This window comes from Nocardioides sp. SLBN-35 (assembly GCF_006715725.1).
GTDB lineage: Bacteria > Actinomycetota > Actinomycetes > Propionibacteriales > Nocardioidaceae > Nocardioides.
Genome location: NZ_VFNU01000001.1, coordinates 1434271 through 1455455, shown reverse-complemented (window position 1 = coordinate 1455455; position 21185 = coordinate 1434271). Strand labels below are relative to the sequence as shown.

Sequence of the window (21185 nt, the reverse complement as noted above, 5' to 3'; positions counted from 1 at the left end):
TCAGGCCCGGCCGCTGAGGCGGCCCAGGGCCTGGCGCACGACCTTCGGGTCGTTCGTGGGCCACATCGGGGGCAGGCTGGCCTTGAGGAACGAGCCGTAGCGGGCGGTCGCCAGCCGCGGATCGAGTACGGCGACCACGCCACGGTCGCTCGTCGTGCGGATCAGGCGCCCGGCGCCCTGCGCGAGCAGCAGCGCGGCGTGGGTCGCGGCGACCTGCATGAAGCCGTTGCCGCCCGCCTGGTCGGCGGCCTTCTGCCGCGCGCTCATCAGCGGGTCGTCGGGCCGCGGGAACGGGATCCGGTCGATGATCACCAGCTGGCAGGTGTCGCCGGGGACGTCGAGGCCCTGCCACAGGCCGAGGGTGCCGAACAGGCAGGTGTGCGGGTCCTCCAGGAACTGGCGGGCCAGCTCGGGCAGCTGTGCCTCTCCCTGGGCGAGGGTGGTCAGGTGCGGGAGCGCCTTGCGGACGTGCTCGGCAGCGGCCTCCGCGGCCCGGCGGCTGGAGAACAGCCCGAGGGTGCGGCCGTCGGCCTGGTCGACGAGCTCGGTGATCTCGTCGAGCTGGGCCGGCCCGAGGCCGTCGCGGCCGGGCGGGGGCAGGTGGCGGGCGACGTACAGGATGCCCTGCTTGGCGTAGTCGAACGGGCTGCCGACGTCGAGGCCGCGCCACGGCTGGGCGTCGTCGGGCCACTCCTGGCGCGGCGCCTCGGGCGCGACCCGCTCGGACGGCTTGAGGCCGACCGAGCCGGCGACCGTCGCGAAGTCGCCGCCGAGCATGAGGGTCGCCGAGGTGAGCACGACGGTGTTGTCGGAGAGCAGCTTGTCGCGCATCTGGGCCCAGACCTGGAGCGGCGCGATGCAGAGGATCGGCGGGATCCGGTCGGTGCCCTCGGTGCGCCACAGCACGTCGGCCTCGGAGTTGGCGGCCATCCGCTCGGCGGTCGTGAGGACTTCCTGGACCATGCCCTTGGCCTGGGTCATCGCGGCGTCGGGCTCACTGCCGGACTCCGCCTTCGGGAAGGCGCCCACGCAGGCGCGGGCGGCGTCGCGGACCAGCACCAGCGCGTCGGCGAGCGCCTCGGGGACCTGCTCGAAGCGACCGGCAGGGGCGTCGGTGACCGCGGCGCGCAGCGCATCGGCGGCGTCGGCGAGGTCCTCGGCCTCCTCCCCCTCGACGTGGCGGATGCTGCGCCGCGCCGCCCGCTCGACCTCGGCGGCCCACAGCTCGTCGGTGGCGGCCTGGGTGACCCGCGCGGCGAGCTCGTGGGCCTCGTCGATCACGACGGCGTCGTAGTCCGGGATCATCGGGATCCCCTCGACGGCGTCGATGGCGAGCAGCGAGTGGTTGGTGACGATGAGGTGCGACTTCTGCGCCTTCTCCTTGGCGCGCTCGGCGAAGCACTCCTCGCCGAACGGGCACTTGGCGGCGCCGACGCACTCACGCGCGGAGACGCTGACCTGGCGCCACTCCTTGTCCGTGTGGCGCGGCGCGTCGTCGCGCTCCCCGGTCTTGCGGTCCTCGGCGGCCTTCTCGGCCCACTCGCGCAGCTCGAGGACCTTGCGGCCCATCGCGCCCATGGCGTCCTCGGCCTGGATCAGCTGGCCCTGGTCGTCGGGCGCGCCCTCGCGCACGCGGTGCAGGCAGGCGTAGTTGGAGCGCCCCTTGAGCACGGCGTACGACGCGTCGACGCCCGGAACCGTGCCGACGGCCTTCACCAGGCGCGGCAGGTCGCGCTCGACGAGCTGGTGCTGCAGCGCGAGGGTGGCGGTCGCGATCACGACCCGCTGGTCGTGGAGAAGAGCGGGGACGAGGTAGCCGAGGGACTTGCCGGTGCCGGTGCCGGCCTGGACGAGGAGGTGCTCCCTGTCGGCGAACGCGTCGGCGACGGCCTCGGCCATGGCGACCTGGCCCTCACGCTCCTGGCCGCCGAGCGCGGCCACCGCCGTCGCGAGCAGGTCGCGGACCGGCGAGGTCCGGTCGGCAGCGGTGGTGGTCACCGGAGAACCCTAGAGGGTGGGGCCGACGTTCCCGCGCGCCCCTCCACAGCTCGCCCGCGGTCATCGGAACGGTCCGTCGCGGATCACCCCGAGGACCGCGTCGACGGTGTTGCCGTGCGGGTCGGCGTCGGCCAGCCACCAGGTCGCGCCGGCCGCCTCGAAGGCGGCCAGGTCGGCCGAGGCGGGCAGCGCCACCGCGACGTCGTACGGCGCCGCGACGGTGCCGGCCTCGGTCCGCAGCTCCCGGATCCGGTCGACGGCACCAGCGAGCTGGTCGGGGTGCTCGAGGTTGACCGGGACGAACCCGTCGTGGCGCGCGGCGCGGACCAGCGGGCGCCTGTTGCCGGGGAAGCCGGCCGTCCAGACCGGGACCGTGCCGTGGACCGGCCGCGGGAGGAACCGGACACCGTCGATGGTGCCGCCCGGGCCGTGGTGGTGGACCTCCTCCCCGCTCCACGCCTGCCGCAGGACGCCGAGCGCGTCGTCGAGCAGGACGGCGCGGCGGCGGTCGTCGGCCTCCTCCCCGAAGCGCGAGAACTCCTCGCCGAACCGGTCGCTCCCGAGGCCGGCGCCGAGGACCAGCCGGCCGCCGCTGAGCCGGTCGAGGGTGGCGGTCTGCCGCGCCACGACCTGCGGCCGGCGTCGCGAGAGCGGGGTGACCATCGGGCCGAGCCGCAGCCTGGTGGTCGCCGCGGCGACGGCGGCCAGCGTCGTCCACGGGTCGGCGACCGCTTGCACCGGCTCCTGCCAGCGCACGTGGTCCCAGACGAAGAAGCCGTCCCAGCCGTGCTCCTCGGCCGCCACCGCCAGCCGTACGACGGCCGCCGGGTCCGCGAGGTCGTCGAAGAGCGGCAGCCACACCGCCGAGCGCAGCGCGGTCACGACGTGTGCTCCACCAGCTCGGCGACGAACCGGTCCCAGGTGGGCTCGAGGACGTCGTGCCCGGAGCCGGGCAGCACGACCAGCCGGGCGCCGGGGATCTCGTCGCGCAGGGCCTCGCCGTGGGCGGGTGGGAAGACCGGGTCGAGCTCGCCCTGGACGACGAGGGTCGGGACCCGCAGGTCGCTCCACCCGCCGCCACGCGGTCCGGCGAAGTCCATCGCGAAGTGGTTGACCAGGGTGGCGCGCAGGTCCCGGGTGCGGGCGACGTCGGCGGTGGCGAGGGCCCGGGTCGCATCGGCGTCGAAGTGCGGTGAGCCGCCGGCGTACGCGCGGAACGCCTCGACGAGGTAGGCCACGACGGCGGCGGGGTCGCCAGGGTCGGGGTCCGGCGGGAAGTCCGCGGAGCCCATCGGCAGCTCGCCGGTGGTGGTGCTGACCAGGGTCAGCGAGCGGACCCGGTCCGGGTGGTCGACGCCGAGGACGAGGACCACCCCGCCGGACATCGAGCGTCCGACGACATGGGCCTGCTCGATGCCGAGGGCGTCGAGGAGGGCGACGGCGTCGGCGGCCAGGTCGCGCAGGCCGTAGCCGGGCTCGCCGGCGGGGAAGCTGGTGGAGCGGCCGGTGTCTCGCTGGTCGTAGCGGATGACGTAGCGGCCCGCGGCGGCGATCCGCCGGCACAGCGCGTCCTCCCACCACAGCATCGAGGCGCAGGCGCCGTGGACGAGCAGGACGGCCGGGTCGGCCGGGTCGCCGAAGGTCTCGGCGACGAGAGTGATGCCGTTGCAGTGGTGCGTGGTCTCGGTCATGACAGTGACGCTAGGCGCGCCACATCATCGCGAAAAGCGATGCTTTTCGATCGAGATGATCGTTGCTTACGATGATCGCGTGTACGAGCTACGGCACCTGCGGGCCCTCGACGCGATCGCGGTCGAGGTGACCTTCGCCCGCGCCGCCCAGCGGCTCGGCTACACCCAGTCCACCCTGAGCCAGCAGGTCGCGGCGCTCGAGCGGTCGGTCGGCGGCGCGGTGTTCGACCGGCCCGGCGGCCCGCGGCCCGTGCGGCTGACCCCGCTCGGGCGGGTGGTGCTCGCCTCGGCACGCGAGGTGCTCGGGGTCGTGGGCGAGGCCGAGGAGTCGGTCAGCCGCTTCCATGCCGGCGACGGCCGGGTCGACATCGGCACCTTCCAGGCGGTCACCAACGTGCTGCTCCCGCCGCTCGTGCAGCGGCTGCGGGCGGCCCACCCCGGCTGCGACATCCGGCTGGTCGAGGACGAGGCGGCCGTGCCCGACCTCGGCGATCTCGACGTCCTGTTCTTCGACCGGCCCGGACCCGACGACGTCGACAGCACGCTGCTGCTCGAGGACGAGCACGTCCTCGTCGCACCGCCGGACGCCTTCCCCGGCGGTCCGGTGGCGCTGGACCTGCTGCACGAGGCGCCCATGGTCGCGCTCCCGTCGATCTGCGACCAGCGCGAGGTCGAGGACCACCTGGCCGGGCGCGGCATCGCACCGCACGTCGTGTTCCGCACCGCCGACAACCAGGCGGTCACCTCCATGGTCCGCGCCGGCCTGGGCTGCGCGGTGATGCCGGTGCTCTCCCTCGGCTGGCCGGAGCGGCCGCGCGGCGTCGCGCTGCACCCGCTCGCACCCGCACTACCGCCACGCCGGGTCTACGCGCTCACTCGCGGCAGCCTCTCGCCGCTGGCCGCCGAGGTGATCGCCCTCGCGACCCGGATCGCGCAGGAGGTCAGGGACGCGGGCGGGTGCGCTGGGTGAGCAGCGTCTCGACCCGCTCGGCGACGCGATCGCCGAACACGCGGTGCCCGGCGGGGTCGGGATGCAGCCGGTCGGGCTGGTAGGTCAGCTCCGCGTCCAGCATCGACAGGTACGGCGTCCCGCGGCTCGCCGCCAGCGCGGCCAGGCGGGCGTCGACGGCCGCGACGGCGTCGTACGGCAGCAGGGGTGCGGGCGGCGGTCCGACCACCAGCACCGGGCGGTCGCCGAGCGCCTCCACGAGGCGGGCGTACCCGGCCGACAGGTCGGCCGGCGACTGGTCGGCGTCGTTGAGCCCGCCCTCGATCACGACCAGGTCGACGCCGGCGAGCCTGCGGTGCGCGGCGCGGGTGGCGTAGGAGACGTCGCCGCACGGACTCGCACCGACGCTGAACCCGCTTCCGGAGAAGCCGTCGACCCGGACCCGGCCCGGCAGCCGCACCGGCCACGACTGGTCGGGGCGCACGCCGGCGCCGACCGAGTAGGAGTCGCCGATCACCAGCACCCGGGCGCCCGATCCGGTCACCAGCGCTCCCCTCTCCCCGGCCCGCTCCCCCTTCGTCGCGCACGGGTCCGGGCGCGCGCCGGCACGGGCCAGCAGCGTCGGGCTCGCCACCGTGGCGAGGACGAGCGCGAGCAGGCCGAGCAGGAGTCGGTGCCGAGTCACGCCGGGATCATCCGTCGTACCCGGCGATCAGGTTGCCGAATTCGGGAAATCGGAACCGAATTGCCGGGTGCGACGAGGAGACTCAGACGGCGTAGGCCGCCAGGTCGCCCGCGAGCGCCTCGGTGGCGCGGCCGGTGACCCGGGTGCCGTCGGCGGTGTGCTCGAGGGTGCCGATCTCGCCGTCCTTGTGGATCCGGTCGATCAGGTCGCCGCGGGCGTAGGGCACCAGCGCGGTGAACTCGACGCGCGGGCGCGGGAGCTCGGCCTCCACGGCGGCGATCGCGGCCGCGATGCCCTCGCCGGTGCGGGCGGAGACCGCGACCGAGTGGGGCTCGCGACGCAGTACCCGGTCGACCACGACCGGGTCGGCCGCGTCGACCTTGTTGACCACGACCAGCTCGGGGACCTCGGTCGCGCCGATCTCGGCGAGCACCTCGCGCACCGCGGCCAGCTGGCCCTCGGGGTCGGGGTGCGAGCCGTCGACGACGTGGACGATCAGGTCGGCGTCGGCGACCTCCTCCAGGGTCGAGCGGAACGCCTCGACCAGCTGGTGCGGCAGGTGCCGGACGAAGCCGACGGTGTCGCTCATCGTGTAGACCCGGCCGTCCGCGGTCGCCGTACGACGAGTCGTCGGGTCGAGCGTGGCGAACAGGGCGTCCTCGACGAGCACGCCGGCGCCTGTGAGGCGGTTGAGCAGCGAGGACTTGCCGGCGTTGGTGTAGCCGGCGATCGCGACGGAGGGGATCTCGTTGCGGCGGCGCTCCTGGCGCTTGGTGTCGCGCGTCCCCTTCATCGCCTTGAGCTCGCGGCGCAGCTTGGCGATCTTGTCGTTGATCCGGCGGCGGTCGGTCTCGATCTTGGTCTCACCGGGACCACGACCACCGATGCCGCCACCGTCGGCGCCGACCCGGCCACCGGCCTGGCGGGAGAGATTGCCGCCCCACCCGCGCAGACGCTGCTTCATGTAGTTGAGCTGCGCGAGCTCGACCTGCGCCTGGCCCTCCTTCGACTTCGCGTGCTGCGCGAAGATGTCGAGGATCAGCGCGGTCCGGTCGACCACCTTGACCTTGACCCGGTCCTCCAGGTTGCGCAGCTGGGAGGGCGCGAGCTCGCCGTCGCAGATGACGGTGTCGGCGCCGGTGGCCTGCACGATCTCGCGCAGCGCCTCGACCTTGCCGCGTCCGATGTACGTCGCCGGGTCGGGCGAGGTGCGGCGCTGGTAGATCGCGTCGAGCACCTCCGAGCCCGCGGTCTCGGCGAGCAGCGCCAGCTCGGCCATCGCGTTCTCGATCTCGGAGATGGCACCGCCGGTCCAGACGCCGACGAGGACCACGCGCTCCAGCCGGAGCTGGCGGTACTCGACCTCGGTGATGTCCTCGAGCTCGGTGCGCAGACCGGCGACGCGGCGCAGCTCATGGCGCTCGACCAGGTCGAGGGCGCCGGTGGTCAGGTCCTCGGGGTCGGGCTCGTCGGCGTACCCGGACTCGAAGTCGTCGAATTCGGTGTCGGGGTCGTCCCAGCCCTCGGTGGCGCGCAGCGCGGCGGCGAGGGAGAAGTCTTCAGCACGGTTCGTCATAGGCGTATCCAGCGTAACGACGAGAGTGCCGAGATGCTTCCCGATTACCGCTCCGGCTCGAGCGCCCGCTCCCACAGCACGCTGCCCGCGCCGTCGTACAACCGCACGGTGAGCAGGCCGGAGGCGGCGAGGTCGAGCTGGCCGAAGTACTGGTTGGTGGGCTGCGGCGCGACGTCGAGCCTGCCGACCTCGGACTCACCCTTCGAGAAGACGACCTCGGGGCCGAAGGTCCGGTCGAGCTCGTCGTCCTTGTGCCAGAACGGCGAGGAAGCGATCGGGCCGGAGATGAACTCCCAGAACGGCTCGAAGTCGGTGAAGGCGGCCTTCTCGGGGGTGTAGCGGTAGGCGGCGGTGTAGTGGACGTCGCCGGTGAGCCAGATGACGTTGCGGACGCCGTGGCGCTTGATCGCCGACAGGATGCGGGCCAGCTCGGGCTCGCGGCCCAGGGGCGGGCCGCCGTCCTTGTTGGCGTAGCCGTCGAGGTCGGTGACCCGGTTCGTGGGCGCCGAGAGGGGCATGTCCGCGCAGATCGCCTTCCAGGTCGCGGTCGAGGAGCGCAGGCTGTGGATCAGCCACTCCTCCTGCTGCGGGCCGAGCAGCCCGGCCTGCGGGCGGTCGGCGGCGACGGCCGGGTCGGTGTCGGGGTTGGGACCGCGCCAGCTGCGCATGTCGAGGCAGAACAGGTCGAGGTGCTGGCCGCGCGGGACCCGGCGGTAGAGCCGCCGCCCGACGAACCCGTCCCCGCCGGCGGGGACCAGGCGCTTGACCGGGACCGGCTGGTACTCCTGCCAGGCTCGCCGCCCCCGCAGGGCCAGCACGTCGGCCCGGCGCTCGCCGTACCGCTCGTCGTCGATGGTCTCGCCGGGCCACCAGTTGTTGCAGGTCTCGTGGTCGTCCCACATCGAGACGGTCGGGACGGAGGCGTGGAAGGCCCGGACGTTGTCGTCGCGCAGCGCGTACCGGTGCCGGCCGCGGAGCTGGTCGAGCGTCTCGGAGACGACCATGACGTCCTCGGTGAGCTCGTTGGTCCAGGTGGTGCCGTCGGGCAGCAGCACGGTCTCGTCCATCGGCTCGTCGGCGTAGATCGTGTCGCCGACGTGGACGAACAGGTCGGGGCGCAGCCCGAGCATGGTGCGGTACGTCGTCAGCCCGCCGCGGGCGCGGTCGATCCCCCACCCCTGGCCACAGGTGTCGCCCGACCACACGATCGACTGTGCGGCGGCGTGGATCGGCGCGGTCGCGAAGGTGAGGTGCTGCGGGGCGCTGCGCTCGCCGTCGGGGCTCTCGAACCAGACCTCGGCGTCGTACGGACGGCCGGGCGCCAGCCCGGTGAGGTGCACCCGGGCGGTGAAGTCCGCCCGCTCGTCGGTCCACGGCCCGCGCACCAGCCGCCGCTGCCGGCCGTCGCTGCGCAGCCGGACCATCAGCCGGCTCGGCACCACGGCCCGCGACCAGACGACCGCGGAGCTCGTGGTGACCTCGCCGCTGCGGACGCCGGAGGTCAGGTCGCGGCGCCGCTCGACGAAGGCGGGTGAGCGGCCGAGCAGCCCGAGAGCGGGCACCGAGGCGCCGGACAGGCCCGCCACGATCGTCGTACGGCGCCCGACCCGGAGCTCTCCCAGGCGGTCGGTCAGGCGGGTCTGGTCGTCCCAGAGCAGCGTCACGTTGCGTCAGGCAACCGCCTCGCGACGACCTGGTCCTGAGCGGGACGCTGCGCGTCGGTGAACACGGGAGGACATCGTGGGACGGAACACGGCAAACCGGCCATAGCGATCCGCAGGGGTGCGTCGTTGGCGTGGTGTGCGTGCTCTACGGCCGGGGGGCGAGAGCAGGACCTTCGTTCTCTTCGCCTCCGTCATCATCCTCGTCATCGTCGGCAGCTTCCTGTTCCTGCGCCCGGGGTCGCCGGAGAGCGCGATCGACCCCGACGCGGGGTCCCCGGACGAGTCATCGGCAGTGCCGACACCACCGGAGCCGAGCGCGTCACCGACCGGGACCGCGGCGGCCGGCGGCACCACCGAGGCGGCGGACCTGTTCGGCGGGCACACCGGCAACCTCGGCGTACCGCCGGGGATGCAGGGCAACGGCGACTACACCCAGCTGCCGAAGCACACGCTGACCGTGCGGGTCTCGACGGCCGGGCAGCTGGGCACGGTGGCGTGGATCGTCCCGACGAGCGTGGAGAACGAGCGCGGCGCGGTGAAGGTGCTCGACAGCACCTGGTCGCTGACCACCACGGTCTACGGCAACCCGGACTACGCGGTGGTGTTCGCCCAGCAGGGGCGGGTCGACCAGCCGACGACCTGCGTGATCACGGTCGACGGCCGGGTCACCGAGCGGCGCTCGACCAAGGGGGCCTACAGCGCGATGTGGTGCGAGGGCTGAGCACAGCCCCCGCACCCACCGCTCGGGGACTACTTCGGGGGCATCCGGATGCCGCCGTCGACGCGGATGACCTCGCCGTTCATGTACGAGTTGGTCAGGCACTCGATGACCATGCTGGCCAGCTCGGCACCGGTGCCGAGGCGCTTGGGGAAGAGCACGTTCTGGCCGAGGTTCGCCTTGAACGCCTCCGCGGCCTCGCCCTCGCCGTAGATCGGGGTGTCGATCAGGCCGGGTGCGACGGTGTTGAGGCGGATGCCCGAGGCCGCGAGGTCGCGGGCGACCGGGAGGGTCATGCCGACGACGCCGCCCTTGGAGGCGGAGTACGACGCCTGGCCGATCTGGCCGTCGAACGCCGCCACGCTGGCGAGGTTGACGATCGCGCCGCGGCAGCCGTCCTCGTCGGCCTCGTTCTGGCTCATCACGGTGGCGGCCTGGCGGACCATGTCGAAGGTGCCGATCAGGTTGATCGCGACGACCTTGGTGAAGGCCTCGAGCGAGTGGGCCGACTCGAGCTGGCCGTCGCGGCCGATGGTGCGCTGGGCCCAGCCGATGCCGGCCGAGTTGACGACCGCACGCAGCGGGGCGATCTCGGCGGCGGCCTTGACGGCGCCGGCGATCTGCTCGGTGTCGGTGACGTCGACCTGGGCGAAGACGCCGTTGATCTCGGCAGCAAGGGCCTCGCCCTTGTCGGCCTGCAGGTCGGCGACGACGACGGTGGCGCCCTGGGCGGCGAGCGCGCGGGCGGCGGCCGCGCCGATGCCCGAGGCGCCGCCGGTGACGATGGCGGAGGATCCGGTGAGTTCCATGGTCGGGAGCATAGGACCCCGCCGGGACCGTGACACCGTCGGTGTCACCGTCAGAGACTCAGAGGACTCAGAGGTCGGTGACGCCCTCGGCGACCACGACGGCGGGCCCGCTCATCAGGATCCGGTCGTCGGCGGTCCAGGTGATCCGCAGGGTGCCGCCCGGCAGGTCGATGCGGTACGCCGTGTCGCGGGCCGCGCCGTCGGCCAGGGCCGTGGCGACCATGACCGCGCAGGCGCCGGTGCCGCAGGAGCGGGTCTCGCCGGAGCCGCGCTCGTGGACCCGCATCGCGACGTGACCGGGCGCGCGTCGTACGACGAACTCGACGTTGACCCCGGCCGGGTAGACCGAGGCGTCGTGGGCCGGTGCCTCGAGCAGCGGGCCGATGTCGTCGAGGTCGTCGACGAAGGCGACGGCGTGCGGGTTGCCCATGTCGACGTGGAGGGCGTGCCAGGAGCGGACCCGACCGTCGACTCGGACAGCGACCGAGGTCTCCTCCAGCACCTTCGGGATGCCCATGTCGACGGTGATCTCACCGTCGGCCGCACCGCCGGCGAAGGTCAGCACCTTGACCCCGGCCCGGGTCGCGACGGGCACCCGCCGGGTCGGGTCGACCAGGCCCTGCTGGGCGAGGTGGCGGCCGAAGACGCGCACGCCGTTGCCGCACATCTCCGAGATCGAGCCGTCGGAGTTGCGGTAGTCCATGAACCACTCCGCGTCCTGGCCGGCCCCGGCCTCGCCGACGGCCCTGGTGCGGATGACGCGGAGGACACCGTCACCGCCGATGCCGGCGCGGCGGTCACAGAGCGCGCGGACGCGCGCGGCGTACAGCTCGCCGTGGACGGCGCCGTCGGGGTCCGGCAGCAGGACGAAGTCGTTCTCGGTGCCGTGGCCCTTGAGGAAGGGGTACACGCCCCAAGGATAGGGGGACCACGGGTGGATCCCGCCCTCCGCGGGATCAGACCACGGGGCGACGCGGAGGGCGCGGCACCCGCCTAGCGTCGGCGCCATGACCCGTACCCTCACCCTGACCACCGCCGCGTTGACGGCGTCCGTGGTGCTGGCTCCCGAGCTGCTCGCCTCGCTGCTCGTCGGCGACTACGCCGGCGTCGGCGCCCTCCGCGACGCGCTCCCGGCCGCCTTCGCGCAGCACTGGCGCGCCGGCGACGGGGCCGTCACCGGCGAGCTCGCCGACGCGGTCCGCTACTGGGCTACCTTCCACGTCGTGAAGGCCCTCCTGGCCGGCGCATTGCTCGGCGCCCTGGTCGTCGCGCTCGGTCGCGTACGGCGGGGCCGGGTCCCGCTGCTGGCCCTGGCCGCCCTCGCCGCGGTCGTGCTCATCGCCAACGTCCAGGGCGCCGTCGCTCCCCTGTCGTCGCTGCTCTCGATGCTGTCGTCGGGCGCTGCCGACGCCGCGCTGGCATCGGCGGGAACACCGGCGTTCTCCGCGCTGGTGCGCGACTTCGCGATCTACCACCTCGCGATGGTCGTGCTCGCCGGAGGCGCCACCCTCGCCCTGGCCTGGCTCGCCCTGCGGGCCGGACACCGTGGGCGCCGGGCGGCCGCGGGTGCCGCCGCCGGGGCCGCCGTGCTGCTCGGCGTGGTCGCCCTGGCCAACGTCACGACGGTCGCGGACCCGGAGCCCGCGCTGGTGGGGTTCCTGCGGGGGTGAGGCTCAGCCTGCTCAGGGGCAGTGCTTGACGTTGCTGACGTCGATCCAGCCGGTGAGCGGCGGCTTGTCGGACTTCGTCCGGATCCGGGCCCTGATCAGCACCTGCGTCTTGCTGCCGAAGAAGTTGGTGAGGCGGACGATGCCGTCACGACGCCAGGGTGACGACGCCCCGGGGAAGGACTGCCACGTCCCCTGCACCAGGAACTGGATGCGGACGCGTGCCCTCACCCGGTGCTTGGCCTTGCGGGCGTCGAGGCGCATCTCGAGGCCCCAGTTGTGGCCGATCTTGTGCTGGCAGACCTGGATCTTCGCGCCCACCCGCTTGTGCACCGTGCTCCAGCCGTGCCGGGCGCTGCTGGCAGCGGTCGCGGGCTGGACGGCTGCGGGTGTCATGGTCAGGACCAGGGCCGCGACCAGGGCCGCGACCAGGCCGGCGATCGACGTACGACGCATGGGAACCTCCGAGATTTCGTGGACGGGCGCTCAGCCGTAGAGGCGCTCGGCATAGCTCGGACCGTAGTAGGCGTCGAGCTCCTCGATGCTATCGCCGGGACGCTCCAGCCGTTGCGCGAGGACGGCCCGGCGCGGCACCCGCGCCTCCGGGTCCCAGGTCTCGGGCTGCCACAGCCCAGAGCGCAGGAAGGCCTTGGCGCAGTGGAAGAAGACGGTCTCGATGTCGACGACGATCGCCAGCAGCGGGCGGTGGCCCTTGACCACCATCTCGTCGAAGAACGGCGCCTCGCCGACCAGCCGGGCCCGGCCGTTGATCCGGAGCGTGTCGCCGCGACCGGGGATCAGGAAGTTCAGGCCGACCTGGGGGTTGGCGAGGATGTTGCGGTAGCCGTCGGCCCGCCGGTTGCCCGGCCGCTCCGCGATCGCCACGGTCGTGTCGTCGAGGACGTGCACCAGCCGGCCGGCCGGGTCGCCCTTCGGCGAGACGTCGCAGCGCCCCTGCGCATCGGCGGTCGCGACCATGCAGAACGGCGAGGACGCCAGCCAGTCGCGGTCGACGTCGCTGAGCGCGGACCGCTCCTTGTCGCGGGCCGCGTCGGTGGGTACGCCGAGCAGGGCGGTGAGGGCGGCGTCGTCGGTGATCTCGGTCCAGTCCTCTGCGGTCACGGTCCCAGCGTAGGTCTCACCACCCCCGCCGCCCCGCCCCCGCGGCGGGTGGGCTCGGCCACAGCGGTCATCGTCCCGTCGGGCCCGAGCTCGACGGCTGCCACGGCACCGATCTCGGCCGCGCTCGACCCGGGCGGCCCGGCCAGGGCGAAGGTGTGTCCGTACGCGGCCAGCGCGTCGCAGTACGCGTCGATGAACGCCTGCTCCGCGGTGACGCTCACGGTGTTGCGCTGTGATGCCCGCGGCGCGGCCACCGCCTGCGGCAGGGTCATGCCGAGGTCGAGCCGGTTGACCAGCACCTGGAGCACCGTGGTGATGATCGTCGAGCCGCCGGGCGAGCCGACGGCCAGCACCGGACGGCCCTCGCGCAGCACGATCGTCGGCGACATCGAGCTGCGTGGCCGCTTGCCCGGCTGGATCCGGTTGGGGTCGGCGGGGTCGTAGACCGTCGAGAAGTCGGTGAGCTCGTTGTTGAGCAGGAACCCACGGCCCGGCACCACGATGCCGGAGCCCCCGGTCTGCTCGATGGTCAGCGTGTAGGCGACCACGTTGCCCCAGCGGTCGGCCGTGGTCAGGTGGGTCGTGGACAGGTTCTCCGTGTCGGTGTCGGTGACGCCGTTCGCCGAGGCGGGGTCGCACACACCGTCGTACGACGTGACGTCGCCGGCCGGGACCGGCTTGGGCGCCGCCGCGTCCGGGTCGAGCCGGCAGGCGCGCTCCTGGGCGAAGGTGTCGTCGAGCAGGGCACTGGTCGGTACGTCGACGAACGCCGGGTCGCCGACGTAGCGGCCGCGGTCGGCGAAGGCCAGGGCGGAGGCCTCCAGGTAGCGATGGAGCGTCGGGACCGTCGCCTGCGGCGGGGACTGCTCGAGGATGTTGAGCGACTCCCCCACCGTGGTGCCGCCGGACGACGACGGCGCCATGCCGTACACGTCGTGGCCGCGGAAGCCGACCGAGGTCGGAGCCTGGAGGAGGGCGCGGTACGAGGAGAGGTCCTCGGCGGTCATCGTGCCCGGGGGCACGGGCAGGTCCGTGGCGCCGGTGACCGGCGGGCTCTGGACGGCGGCGGCGACCTCACGACCGAGGGACCCGTCGTACAGCCAGCGGGTCCCCTTCGCACCGAGGAGCCGGTAGGTGCGCGCGAGGTCGGGGTTGCGGAAGGTGGTGCCGGGCTCGGGCACGCCGTCGGCGAGGAAGAGGTCGGCGGTGCTGGTGAAGGTGCGGAAGCGCTCGGCGTTCTCGCGCGTCTGCAGCGCGAAGGTGTCGTCGACGACGAAGCCGTCGCGGGCCAGCCGCGCCGCCGGGCGCAACGCCTCGGCGAGCGACACGGTGCCCCACCGGTCGAGCGCGGTCTGCCAGGTCGCGGGCGTGCCGGGCACCCCGACGGAGACGCCGCTGGTGACCAGGTCCGGCGTGAACGGGTAGGGCTTCCCGGTGACCGGGTCGATGAAGGCGTCCGGCCGGATCGCCGCGGGCGCCGTCTCGCGCCCGTCGATCGTCTCCACCCGCCCGGTCGCGGCGTCGTAGTGGACCAGGTACCCGCCGCCTCCGATCCCGGCGCTGTAGGGCTCGGTCACGCCCAGCGCCGCGGCCGTGGCGACCGCGGCGTCGACCGCGTTGCCGCCGTTGCGCAGGACCTCCAGCCCGACCGCTGTGGCGTCGGGGTCGACCGAGCTGACCGCGCCGCCGTACCCGGTGGCGGTCGGCACCTTGGGGGGCGGCTGCGGCCCCGGCTTCGCCGCGGCCGGGGCGTCCGGCACGACGGTGCCGAGGGCGGCGGCCAGCAGGGTGGCGGTCGAGGCGACCAGGACGGCGAGGGTACGGCGCACGATGTCCTCCCGAGACAAGTGGACTCCACCCTCCACCATGCCCCCGCTGTCAACCCGTGCGGTCCTCCTTCAGGGGTCCGTCGAGGGTGTAGCGCGCGGTCACGAACGCCCCGTTGCGGGCGGTCTCCTCGAGTCGCAGGTCGAGGCGGCGCGGCAGCAGCGGGCGGCCGGCGCCGAGCACCACCGGGGCGATCGACACGACGACGCTGTCGAGCAGGCCGGCGTCGGCGAACTGGCCGGCGAGGTCGCCGCCGCCGACCACCCACACGTCCCGCTCCCCCGCGGCGGCCCGTAGGTCGTCGTACACGGTGGTGACGTCGCCCTTCGCGAACCGCACGTCGGCGCCGTCGAGGACGGGCAGCTCGCGCGTGGTCATCACCCACGTCGGCTGGGAGTAGAACCAGGCCTCACCGGACTCGGCGAGGTGCGCGAGCACCCATTCGTAGGTCGTCGAGCCCATCACCAGCGCGCCGACGGTGGCGATGAACTCCCCGTAGTTCTGGGGTCCCTGCTCGTCGAGGTCCTGGCGCATCAGCCAGGCGAGCGAGTCGTCGGGGTCGGCGAGGAAGCCGTCCAGGGTGGTCGCGGTGTAGTAGACGGTGCTCATCGGTCCTCCCCGAGCTCGCGGCGCAGCCAGTTGATCGGGTCGCCGTCGTCGGCGTCGACACCGGCGGCGCGCAGCCAGACCCGGGTGAGCTGGCGGCGGTACGCCGAGAACGTCAGCACGTGCGCCACGATGCTGCTCAGCACGAACGACTCCGGCGGCTCGCAGAGCGCGTCGACGATCCGGTCGTCCCAGGCGTTGCGCCGGTCGATGTCGCGGATCGCGGCCAGCCAGCGGGCAGCCGCGGCATCGTGCCGCTCCAGCAGCCCGCCGGGGCTCGGGGTCCTGTCGACGTCGGGGAAGTCGGCGCCCTCGACCGCCGCCAGCCAGACCTCCTTCGCGAACACCGTGCGCTCCAGCACGGCCGCGATCGACTCCTCCGGCCCCTCCCAGGCCGCCACCTGGTGCCCGGGGCCGCGGACCGCGCGCCAGTCGGCGTCGGCAAGGCGCTTCGCGAGGTCGATCAGCTCGCGCGTGTCGTCGAGGTCGTGGCGGACCAGCTGGTCGGTGACGGGACTCATCGTCTGCTCCCCTGCGTGGACCCACAGGCTCGTGGGCGGGTGGAAGTGGATGCCGTTGACCGCGGGCAGCCAGACGCTGCCGCCGTCGTCGCCGGCCTCGCTCGGCGGGTGCCCGTAGGCCCGGGCGAACGCCCGGCTGAACCCCTCCAGCGACTCGTAGCCCGCCTCCCACGCGGCATCCGTGACGTTTCCGCCCTGACGGATGCGCCACGCGGCGCGCTCGAGCATCACCCGGCGCCGCATCGCCACCGGCGCCTCACCGGCGTCGCGGGTGAGCACCCGGGTGAAGTGGTACGGCGACGCGAACGCCCCGTCCGCCATGTCACCCAGCGTGCGGTGGTCCTCGTCGAGGACCGCGTCGAGGAGCTCGCGGAGGCGGTCACGGCCGGTCATGGGTCCAGTGTGCTGCGCCGCGGGGTGGTGGTGCTTGACCGTTCTTGCTCAACGTGCGGCCTTGTAACTACGTGTTACGTCGCGAGAACCGGTGCAACAGCGCCCGGGTAGCAGCCCCAGCACCCGGGTGGATGCACCACCCGGGGGGAATCGCAGCGCGTACTCGCCACTGCCGACGAGCCGACCGTCGACGCGTCGCGTCTCAGCTACCCGGGCGCTGCGGCCACTACCCGGGCGTTGCTGCAATGGAATTTCGCACGTAACACGTAGTTACAAGGGTCAGCCGCCGGGCCGCACCAGCACCTCGGGCGCCAGCCACTTGCACGCGATCAGCGCCAGCTCGAGGTCGAGCCGCTCCTCGCCGAGCGGTTTCCCGCGGGCCTCGATCGCGCGGTCGACGCGGTACTTCACCGTGTTCTTGTGCAGGTGCACGCGGGCAGCCGTGGCGACGTAGCTCTCCCGCTCCTCGACGAACGCCAGCAGCGTCTCGCGCAGCCGGGCGGCGCCGTCGGTGTCCTCGGCGAGGTCGCCGAGGGCGCGGCGGACCAGGGCGCGGGTGGCGGGCAGGTCGCGGGCGAGGAGGGCGGCGGCGCGCACGGTCGGGTCGTCGTGACGGATCACCCGGCCGGCCGGGTGCTGCCCGAGCTGGGCGACCTCCTGGGCGGCCGCCGCACCCAGGTGGCTGCTCCTGAAGCCGGGCTCCCCCGCACCGATCGGCCCGACGGCGACCGACACCCCGCCGCCCTTGGCCGCGACGAGCTCGTCGACCGCGGCGAGGTCGGCCTCGCCGGCGCGGCCGATCGGCACCCACGCCCAGGCCGTCTCGCGGTCGCGGGGCACGAACAGCGGGTGACCGGCGCCGAGGCGCTCGGCGATCGCCACGACGGTCCGCTCGGCGGCGGCGAGGTCGCCCGCCCCCGGGGCCGTCCACAGCACGAGGGCGAGGTGGTGCTGGCGCAGCCGGTAGCCGAGCGAGGACTCCGCGGCGGCGAGGTCGAGGCGCTCGTCGCGCAGCAACGCCTCCAGCGTCTCCCGCTGGACGGCACTGCGGTTGGCGAGCCAGCGCTCGCGCTCCTCCTGGTAGGCCTCGACGACGTTCTCGGAGACCGCGTCGACGTACTCGAAGGAGGTCTGGGTCAGCAGGCTGCTGGTCTGCAGGGCCAGCAGCGGGTCGCCGACGCGGGCCTCGATCTCCTCCGTGGCCCAGGCGAGCACGAGCTGCTGGCCGAGCCGGTAGGCCCGCAGCAGGGCGCTCGGGGAGGTGCCCCGCTGCGCCAGTCTGCGGGCGTACTCCACGGCTGCGGCCGGCGCCTGGATCTCGCTGACGGGCATGTGTCCGCGCAGCAGGTGGGCCAGGGTCTCGAGGTTGGATCCCGAGCTGCCGTGCAGCAGCTCGACGAGCGCCGGGTCCTTCGGGAGCTCGGGGATGCGCTCCCCGAATGCCCTGACGAGCTCGTCGGTGAGCTCGGCGTGCCGTCCGGCCATCACCACGGCGATGCCCTGGAGCTCGGTCTCCGGATCCGACATGGCGCCTCCCGTTCGGTCCCCCGCACCAACGGTGACGGCGGTCACGCCATCGTGCCAGAGCGGGATGCCTGCCCGCCTTGGCCGCGCAGCCCCGAATCCGTGCGCGGAGTTTGGTTCCGGAGACCAAGAGCCCGGGCGTACGACGGACCTAGCGTTCCGGCATGACCCTGGACCACCTGCCCTGGCACTGCCCGGCGGCGTACGACGACCGCCCCTGCGTCCGCGACGAGCGGACCGAGCTCACCTACCGCGCCTTCGCCGAGCGGGTGGACGCCGCCGCCGAGCACCTCGCCGCGCGGGGCGTGGGCCGTGGCTCGGTCGTCGCCGTCATGCTCCCCAACCGCGTCGAGCTGCTGGTGACGATCATGGCCGCCTGGCGGCTCGGCGCCGCCGCGACGCCGGTCAACCCGACGTTCACCGCGACCGAGGCGGACCACCAGGTCAGCGACTCGGGCGCCGTCGTGGTGGTCGACGACGACTTCGTCGCGGACCTGCCCGCCACGCCCACCGGTGCCCTGCCACCCGCGGAGACGCGACCCGGCGACCTGGCGCTGCTCGTCTACACGAGCGGCTCGACCGGGCGCCCCAAGGGCGTGATGCTCGACCACGGCAACGTCGAGGCGATGATCACCGGCATGGGCGAGGCGATCGGCATCGGCGCCGAGGACCACTGCCTGCTGGTGCTGCCGCTGTTCCACGTGAACGCGATCTGCGTCAGCTTCCTGACCCCGATGTCGGCGGGCGCGCAGCTCTCGGTGCTACAGCGGTTCCACCCGGTCGAGTTCCTCCAGGCGATCGAGACCCTGCGGCCGACGTACTTCTCCGCGGTGCCGACGATCTACTCCCACCTGGTCGCCCTGCCGGCCGAGGTCCAGCCCGACACGAGCTCGGTCCGGTTCGCGATCTGCGGTGCGGCGCCCGCGCCGCCGGAGCTGTTCGCGGCCGTGGAGCAGAGGTTCGGGTTCCCGCTGGTCGAGGGCTACGGCCTCTCCGAGGGCACCTGCGCCTCGACCTGCAACCCGGTCGACGGCCTGCGCAAGCCCGGCACCGTCGGCCCGGCGCTGCCCGGTCAGCTGGTCGCGATCATGGCGCCGGACGGCACCCTGGTCCCCAACGGCGAGCGCGGCGAGGTCGTGATCAAGGGCGCGAACGTGATGCGCGGCTACCTCAACCGGCCCGAGGCCACGGCCGAGACGCTCGGCGACGGCTGGCTGCACACCGGCGACGTCGGGATCCTCGACGAGGACGGCTACCTGCGGATCGTGGACCGGATCAAGGACATGATCATCCGGGGCGGGGAGAACATCTACCCGAAGGAGATCGAGAACGTCCTCCACGCGGCGCCCGAGGTCCTCGAGGCGGCGGCGGTCGGCGGCCCCGACCCGGTGTACGGCGAGGTGGTGGTCGCCTTCGTGTCCGCGCAGCCCGACCGGACCGTCGACGTGGACGCGCTGCTCACCCGCTGCCGGTCCGAGCTGGCGAAGATCAAGGTTCCGGTGGCGCTCCACGTGCTGGATGCTCTTCCCAAGAACCCCGTCGGAAAGATCGACAAGCCCGCGCTGCGGTCCCGACTGAGCGGAGCCTGACCATGGGATTCCTCAAGCCCGCACCGGAGCCGATGCCCCCGGCCGACTTCCTCGCGCTGCCGTTCCAGGAGCGGATCCGGGTGCTCAGCACCAACTGGGTGACCGAGGGCTTCAACACCCCGCGGATGCTGCATGTCGTCTACATCCTCAAGATGCTCGGCCTCTACTTCGCCGTCGGCCTTGCCATCACGTCATGGACCACCGACCACGTGGCGTTCTCCGACCCGGGCACCTGGTTCGACAACGTCGTGGTCTACCAGAAGCTCGCGGTCTGGCTGATGCTGCTCGAGGTGATCGGCCTCGGCGGCGCGTTCGGCCCGCTGTGCGGCCACTTCGTGCCGATGCTCGGCAACATCCGCTACTGGCTGCGCCCCGGCACGATCCGGATGGCCCCGTGGGGCCGGCACGTGCCCGGCACGGGCGGTGACGAGCGCACTGTCCTCGACGTCGTCCTGTACGTCGCCGTGCTGGCCAGCCTCGTCTACCCGCTCGTCGTGCACGCCGACGCGGTGCCGTTCGTGCCGGCGGGGACCGGGCCGCAGGAGCTGGTCCCGCCCCTGGCGTTCCTGCCGATCCTGGTGACGATGCCGCTGATGGGCCTGCGCGACAAGGTCGTGTTCCTGGCCGCACGCTCCGAGCAGTACCTGCCGATCATGCTGTTCTCCGCCACGCTCGGCGCGCTGGCGCTGCGCGACGGCGCGAGCGGCGCCGACTTCGTCAACCTGGTCGTCGCCTTCAAGATCATCATCTGCATCGTGTGGATCGGCGCCGGCGTCTCCAAGATCGGCGAGCACTTCATCAACGTCGTCCCACCGATGGTGTCCAACAGCCCGGGACAGCTGAACCTCGTCAAGAGGCTGCACTACCGCAACGCACCCGACGACCTTCGGCCCTCGCGGCTCGCGTGGTTCATGGCCCACGTGGGCGGCACCACGGTCGAGATCATCATCCCGGTGGTCCTGCTCCTCACCACCAACGACACGGTCGCGATGCTGGGTGCGGTGGCCATGCTGGTGTTCCACATCTTCATCACCTCGACGTTCCCGCTCGCCGTACCGCTGGAGTGGAACGTCTACTTCGGCTACATCGCGATCGTGCTCTGGGGCGGCTTCGGCGACGGCTTCGCCGCGTCGACGTACAACATCTGGGACTTCTCCGAGCCCCTGCTCCTGCTCCCGATCTTCGCGCTGCTGCTGTTCGGCCCGATCCTCGGCAACCTGCGGCCCGACCTGGTGTCCTTCCTGCCGTCGATGCGGCAGTACGCCGGCAACTGGGCCTCCGCGGTCTGGGCGATGAGGCCCGGAGTCGAGCAGCGGCTCAACGAGCTGCTGCTCGTGGAGACCCAGAACGACCAGCTGCAGCGGATGCCCGGCATGACCTACACCGCCGACGAGGCCGAGATGACGGTGCAGAAGGCTCTGGCCTGGCGCTCGATGCACAGCCAAGGACGCGGCCTGTTCTCGGTGCTGATCGAGAACCTCGACGACCTCGAGACCCGCGACGTGCGCGAGGGCGAGTTCATGTGCAACATCCTGGTCGGCTGGAACTTCGGCGACGGCCACCTGCACGACGAGCGGCTGGTCGCCGCCGTGCAGAAGCGACTGGGGCTGGAGCCCGGCGACCTCGTCGTCGCCTACTGCGAGTCGCAGGCGACGCCGTGGCGCGCGTCGCGTCCGCAGGAGTACCGAGTCATCGACGCCGCCCTCGGTGTCGTCGAGCGCGGTACCTGGGACGTGCGCGACTGCGTGAAGGAGCAGCCGTGGCTGCCCAACGGACCGGTTCCGTTGCAGGTCGGCTGGACCGCCCCGGGCTATCGCCGCAAGGATGCGGTGTCGTGAGCAGCCGA

Annotated in this window: 19 protein-coding genes; 5 read left to right on the top strand and 14 right to left on the bottom strand. The window is 73.1% G+C overall.

Translation table 11 applies throughout. The features are described 5' to 3' along the window. Genes FBY23_RS07055 through FBY23_RS07045 form a run of 3 tightly spaced genes read right to left on the bottom strand, consistent with a single transcriptional unit; the run spans position 1 to position 3689 of the window. On the bottom strand, positions 1-1998 hold the full coding sequence (locus FBY23_RS07055) for an ATP-dependent DNA helicase (protein WP_396954448.1): 1998 nt from the start codon (positions 1996-1998) through the stop codon (positions 1-3). A gap of 60 nt (positions 1999-2058) precedes the next feature. Further along, positions 2059-2880 carry an LLM class flavin-dependent oxidoreductase gene (locus FBY23_RS07050; protein WP_141797499.1) on the bottom strand — a complete coding sequence of 274 codons (822 nt, stop codon included), beginning with the start codon at positions 2878-2880 and terminating at the stop codon, positions 2059-2061. Continuing rightward, positions 2877-3689: an alpha/beta fold hydrolase gene (locus FBY23_RS07045; RefSeq protein WP_141797498.1), complete on the bottom strand. Its 813-nt coding sequence runs from the start codon at positions 3687-3689 to the stop codon at positions 2877-2879. The genes FBY23_RS07050 and FBY23_RS07045 overlap by 4 nt, the downstream gene beginning before the upstream one ends. A 79-nt stretch (positions 3690-3768) precedes the next feature. Between FBY23_RS07045 and FBY23_RS07040 the strand changes: the two genes are divergently transcribed. Then, complete coding sequence (locus tag FBY23_RS07040; protein WP_222117762.1) at positions 3769-4659, top strand: LysR family transcriptional regulator; 891 nt, start codon at positions 3769-3771, stop codon at positions 4657-4659. Here FBY23_RS07040 and FBY23_RS07035 read toward each other — a convergent pair. The 3 genes from FBY23_RS07035 to FBY23_RS07025 all read right to left on the bottom strand — a co-directional run bounded on the left by FBY23_RS07035 (position 4631) and on the right by FBY23_RS07025 (position 8563). Then, positions 4631-5323, bottom strand: coding sequence for an SGNH/GDSL hydrolase family protein (locus FBY23_RS07035; protein ID WP_141797496.1), 693 nt, complete (start codon positions 5321-5323; stop codon positions 4631-4633). The two genes, FBY23_RS07040 and FBY23_RS07035, sit on opposite strands and share 29 nt — an antisense overlap. 82 nt (positions 5324-5405) lie before the next feature. Further along, on the bottom strand, positions 5406-6899 hold the full coding sequence (gene hflX / locus FBY23_RS07030) for a GTPase HflX (protein WP_141797495.1): 1494 nt from the start codon (positions 6897-6899) through the stop codon (positions 5406-5408). 44 nt (positions 6900-6943) lie between these two features. After that, positions 6944-8563, bottom strand: a complete 1620-nt coding sequence (locus FBY23_RS07025) for an alkaline phosphatase (RefSeq protein WP_141797494.1) — start codon at positions 8561-8563, stop codon at positions 6944-6946. 136 nt (positions 8564-8699) lie between these two features. Between FBY23_RS07025 and FBY23_RS07020 the strand changes: the two genes are divergently transcribed. Further along, a complete protein-coding gene (locus FBY23_RS07020) occupies positions 8700-9284 on the top strand; it encodes a hypothetical protein (RefSeq protein ID WP_141797493.1) in 585 nt (194 codons plus the stop codon). A 29-nt stretch (positions 9285-9313) separates the two neighbouring features. On the opposite strand, the gene FBY23_RS07015 is transcribed toward FBY23_RS07020, so the two are convergent. Together FBY23_RS07015 and dapF are read right to left on the bottom strand one after the other, a co-directional pair. Continuing rightward, complete coding sequence (locus tag FBY23_RS07015) at positions 9314-10090, bottom strand: SDR family NAD(P)-dependent oxidoreductase (protein WP_141797492.1); 777 nt, start codon at positions 10088-10090, stop codon at positions 9314-9316. A gap of 67 nt (positions 10091-10157) precedes the next feature. Beyond that, entirely contained in the window at positions 10158-11000 is an 843-nt protein-coding gene (gene dapF / locus FBY23_RS07010) for a diaminopimelate epimerase (RefSeq protein WP_260805802.1), read from the bottom strand. Between the two features lie 97 nt (positions 11001-11097). On the opposite strand from dapF, the gene FBY23_RS07005 reads away from it, so the two are divergent. Next, entirely contained in the window at positions 11098-11760 is a 663-nt protein-coding gene (locus FBY23_RS07005) for a hypothetical protein (RefSeq protein WP_141797490.1), read from the top strand. Positions 11761-11772: 12 nt separating this feature from the next. Here the strand turns inward: FBY23_RS07005 and FBY23_RS07000 are convergent, their stop codons facing one another. From FBY23_RS07000 to FBY23_RS06975, 6 genes are all read right to left on the bottom strand, one after another. After that, the gene (locus FBY23_RS07000; RefSeq protein ID WP_141797489.1) at positions 11773-12213 is read right to left on the bottom strand and encodes a hypothetical protein; all 441 of its coding nucleotides are present in this window, start codon (positions 12211-12213) and stop codon (positions 11773-11775) included. Between the two features lie 30 nt (positions 12214-12243). Then, a complete protein-coding gene (locus tag FBY23_RS06995) occupies positions 12244-12879 on the bottom strand; it encodes a pyridoxamine 5'-phosphate oxidase family protein (protein WP_141797488.1) in 636 nt (211 codons plus the stop codon). Beyond that, positions 12876-14708 (bottom strand): gamma-glutamyltransferase, encoded by a 1833-nt coding sequence (gene ggt, locus FBY23_RS06990; RefSeq protein WP_260805801.1) that lies wholly within the window; start codon positions 14706-14708, stop codon positions 12876-12878. The genes FBY23_RS06995 and ggt overlap by 4 nt, the downstream gene beginning before the upstream one ends. 49 nt (positions 14709-14757) lie before the next feature. Beyond that, on the bottom strand, positions 14758-15315 hold the full coding sequence (locus tag FBY23_RS06985) for a dihydrofolate reductase family protein (protein ID WP_141797486.1): 558 nt from the start codon (positions 15313-15315) through the stop codon (positions 14758-14760). Next, positions 15312-16226, bottom strand: a complete 915-nt coding sequence (locus tag FBY23_RS06980; protein WP_141797485.1) for a helix-turn-helix transcriptional regulator — start codon at positions 16224-16226, stop codon at positions 15312-15314. The genes FBY23_RS06985 and FBY23_RS06980 overlap by 4 nt, the downstream gene beginning before the upstream one ends. Before the next feature lie 279 nt (positions 16227-16505). After that, positions 16506-17753: a CdaR family transcriptional regulator gene (locus FBY23_RS06975; RefSeq protein WP_260805800.1), complete on the bottom strand. Its 1248-nt coding sequence runs from the start codon at positions 17751-17753 to the stop codon at positions 16506-16508. A gap of 161 nt (positions 17754-17914) precedes the next feature. Here FBY23_RS06975 and FBY23_RS06970 point away from each other — a divergent pair, with 161 nt between their 5' ends. Both FBY23_RS06970 and FBY23_RS06965 read left to right on the top strand, forming a co-directional pair. Continuing rightward, on the top strand, positions 17915-19339 hold the full coding sequence (locus FBY23_RS06970; RefSeq protein ID WP_141797484.1) for a class I adenylate-forming enzyme family protein: 1425 nt from the start codon (positions 17915-17917) through the stop codon (positions 19337-19339). Between the two features lie 2 nt (positions 19340-19341). Further along, positions 19342-21177 (top strand): DUF3556 domain-containing protein, encoded by a 1836-nt coding sequence (locus FBY23_RS06965; RefSeq protein WP_141797483.1) that lies wholly within the window; start codon positions 19342-19344, stop codon positions 21175-21177. The last annotated feature ends 8 nt before the right edge of the window (positions 21178-21185 follow it).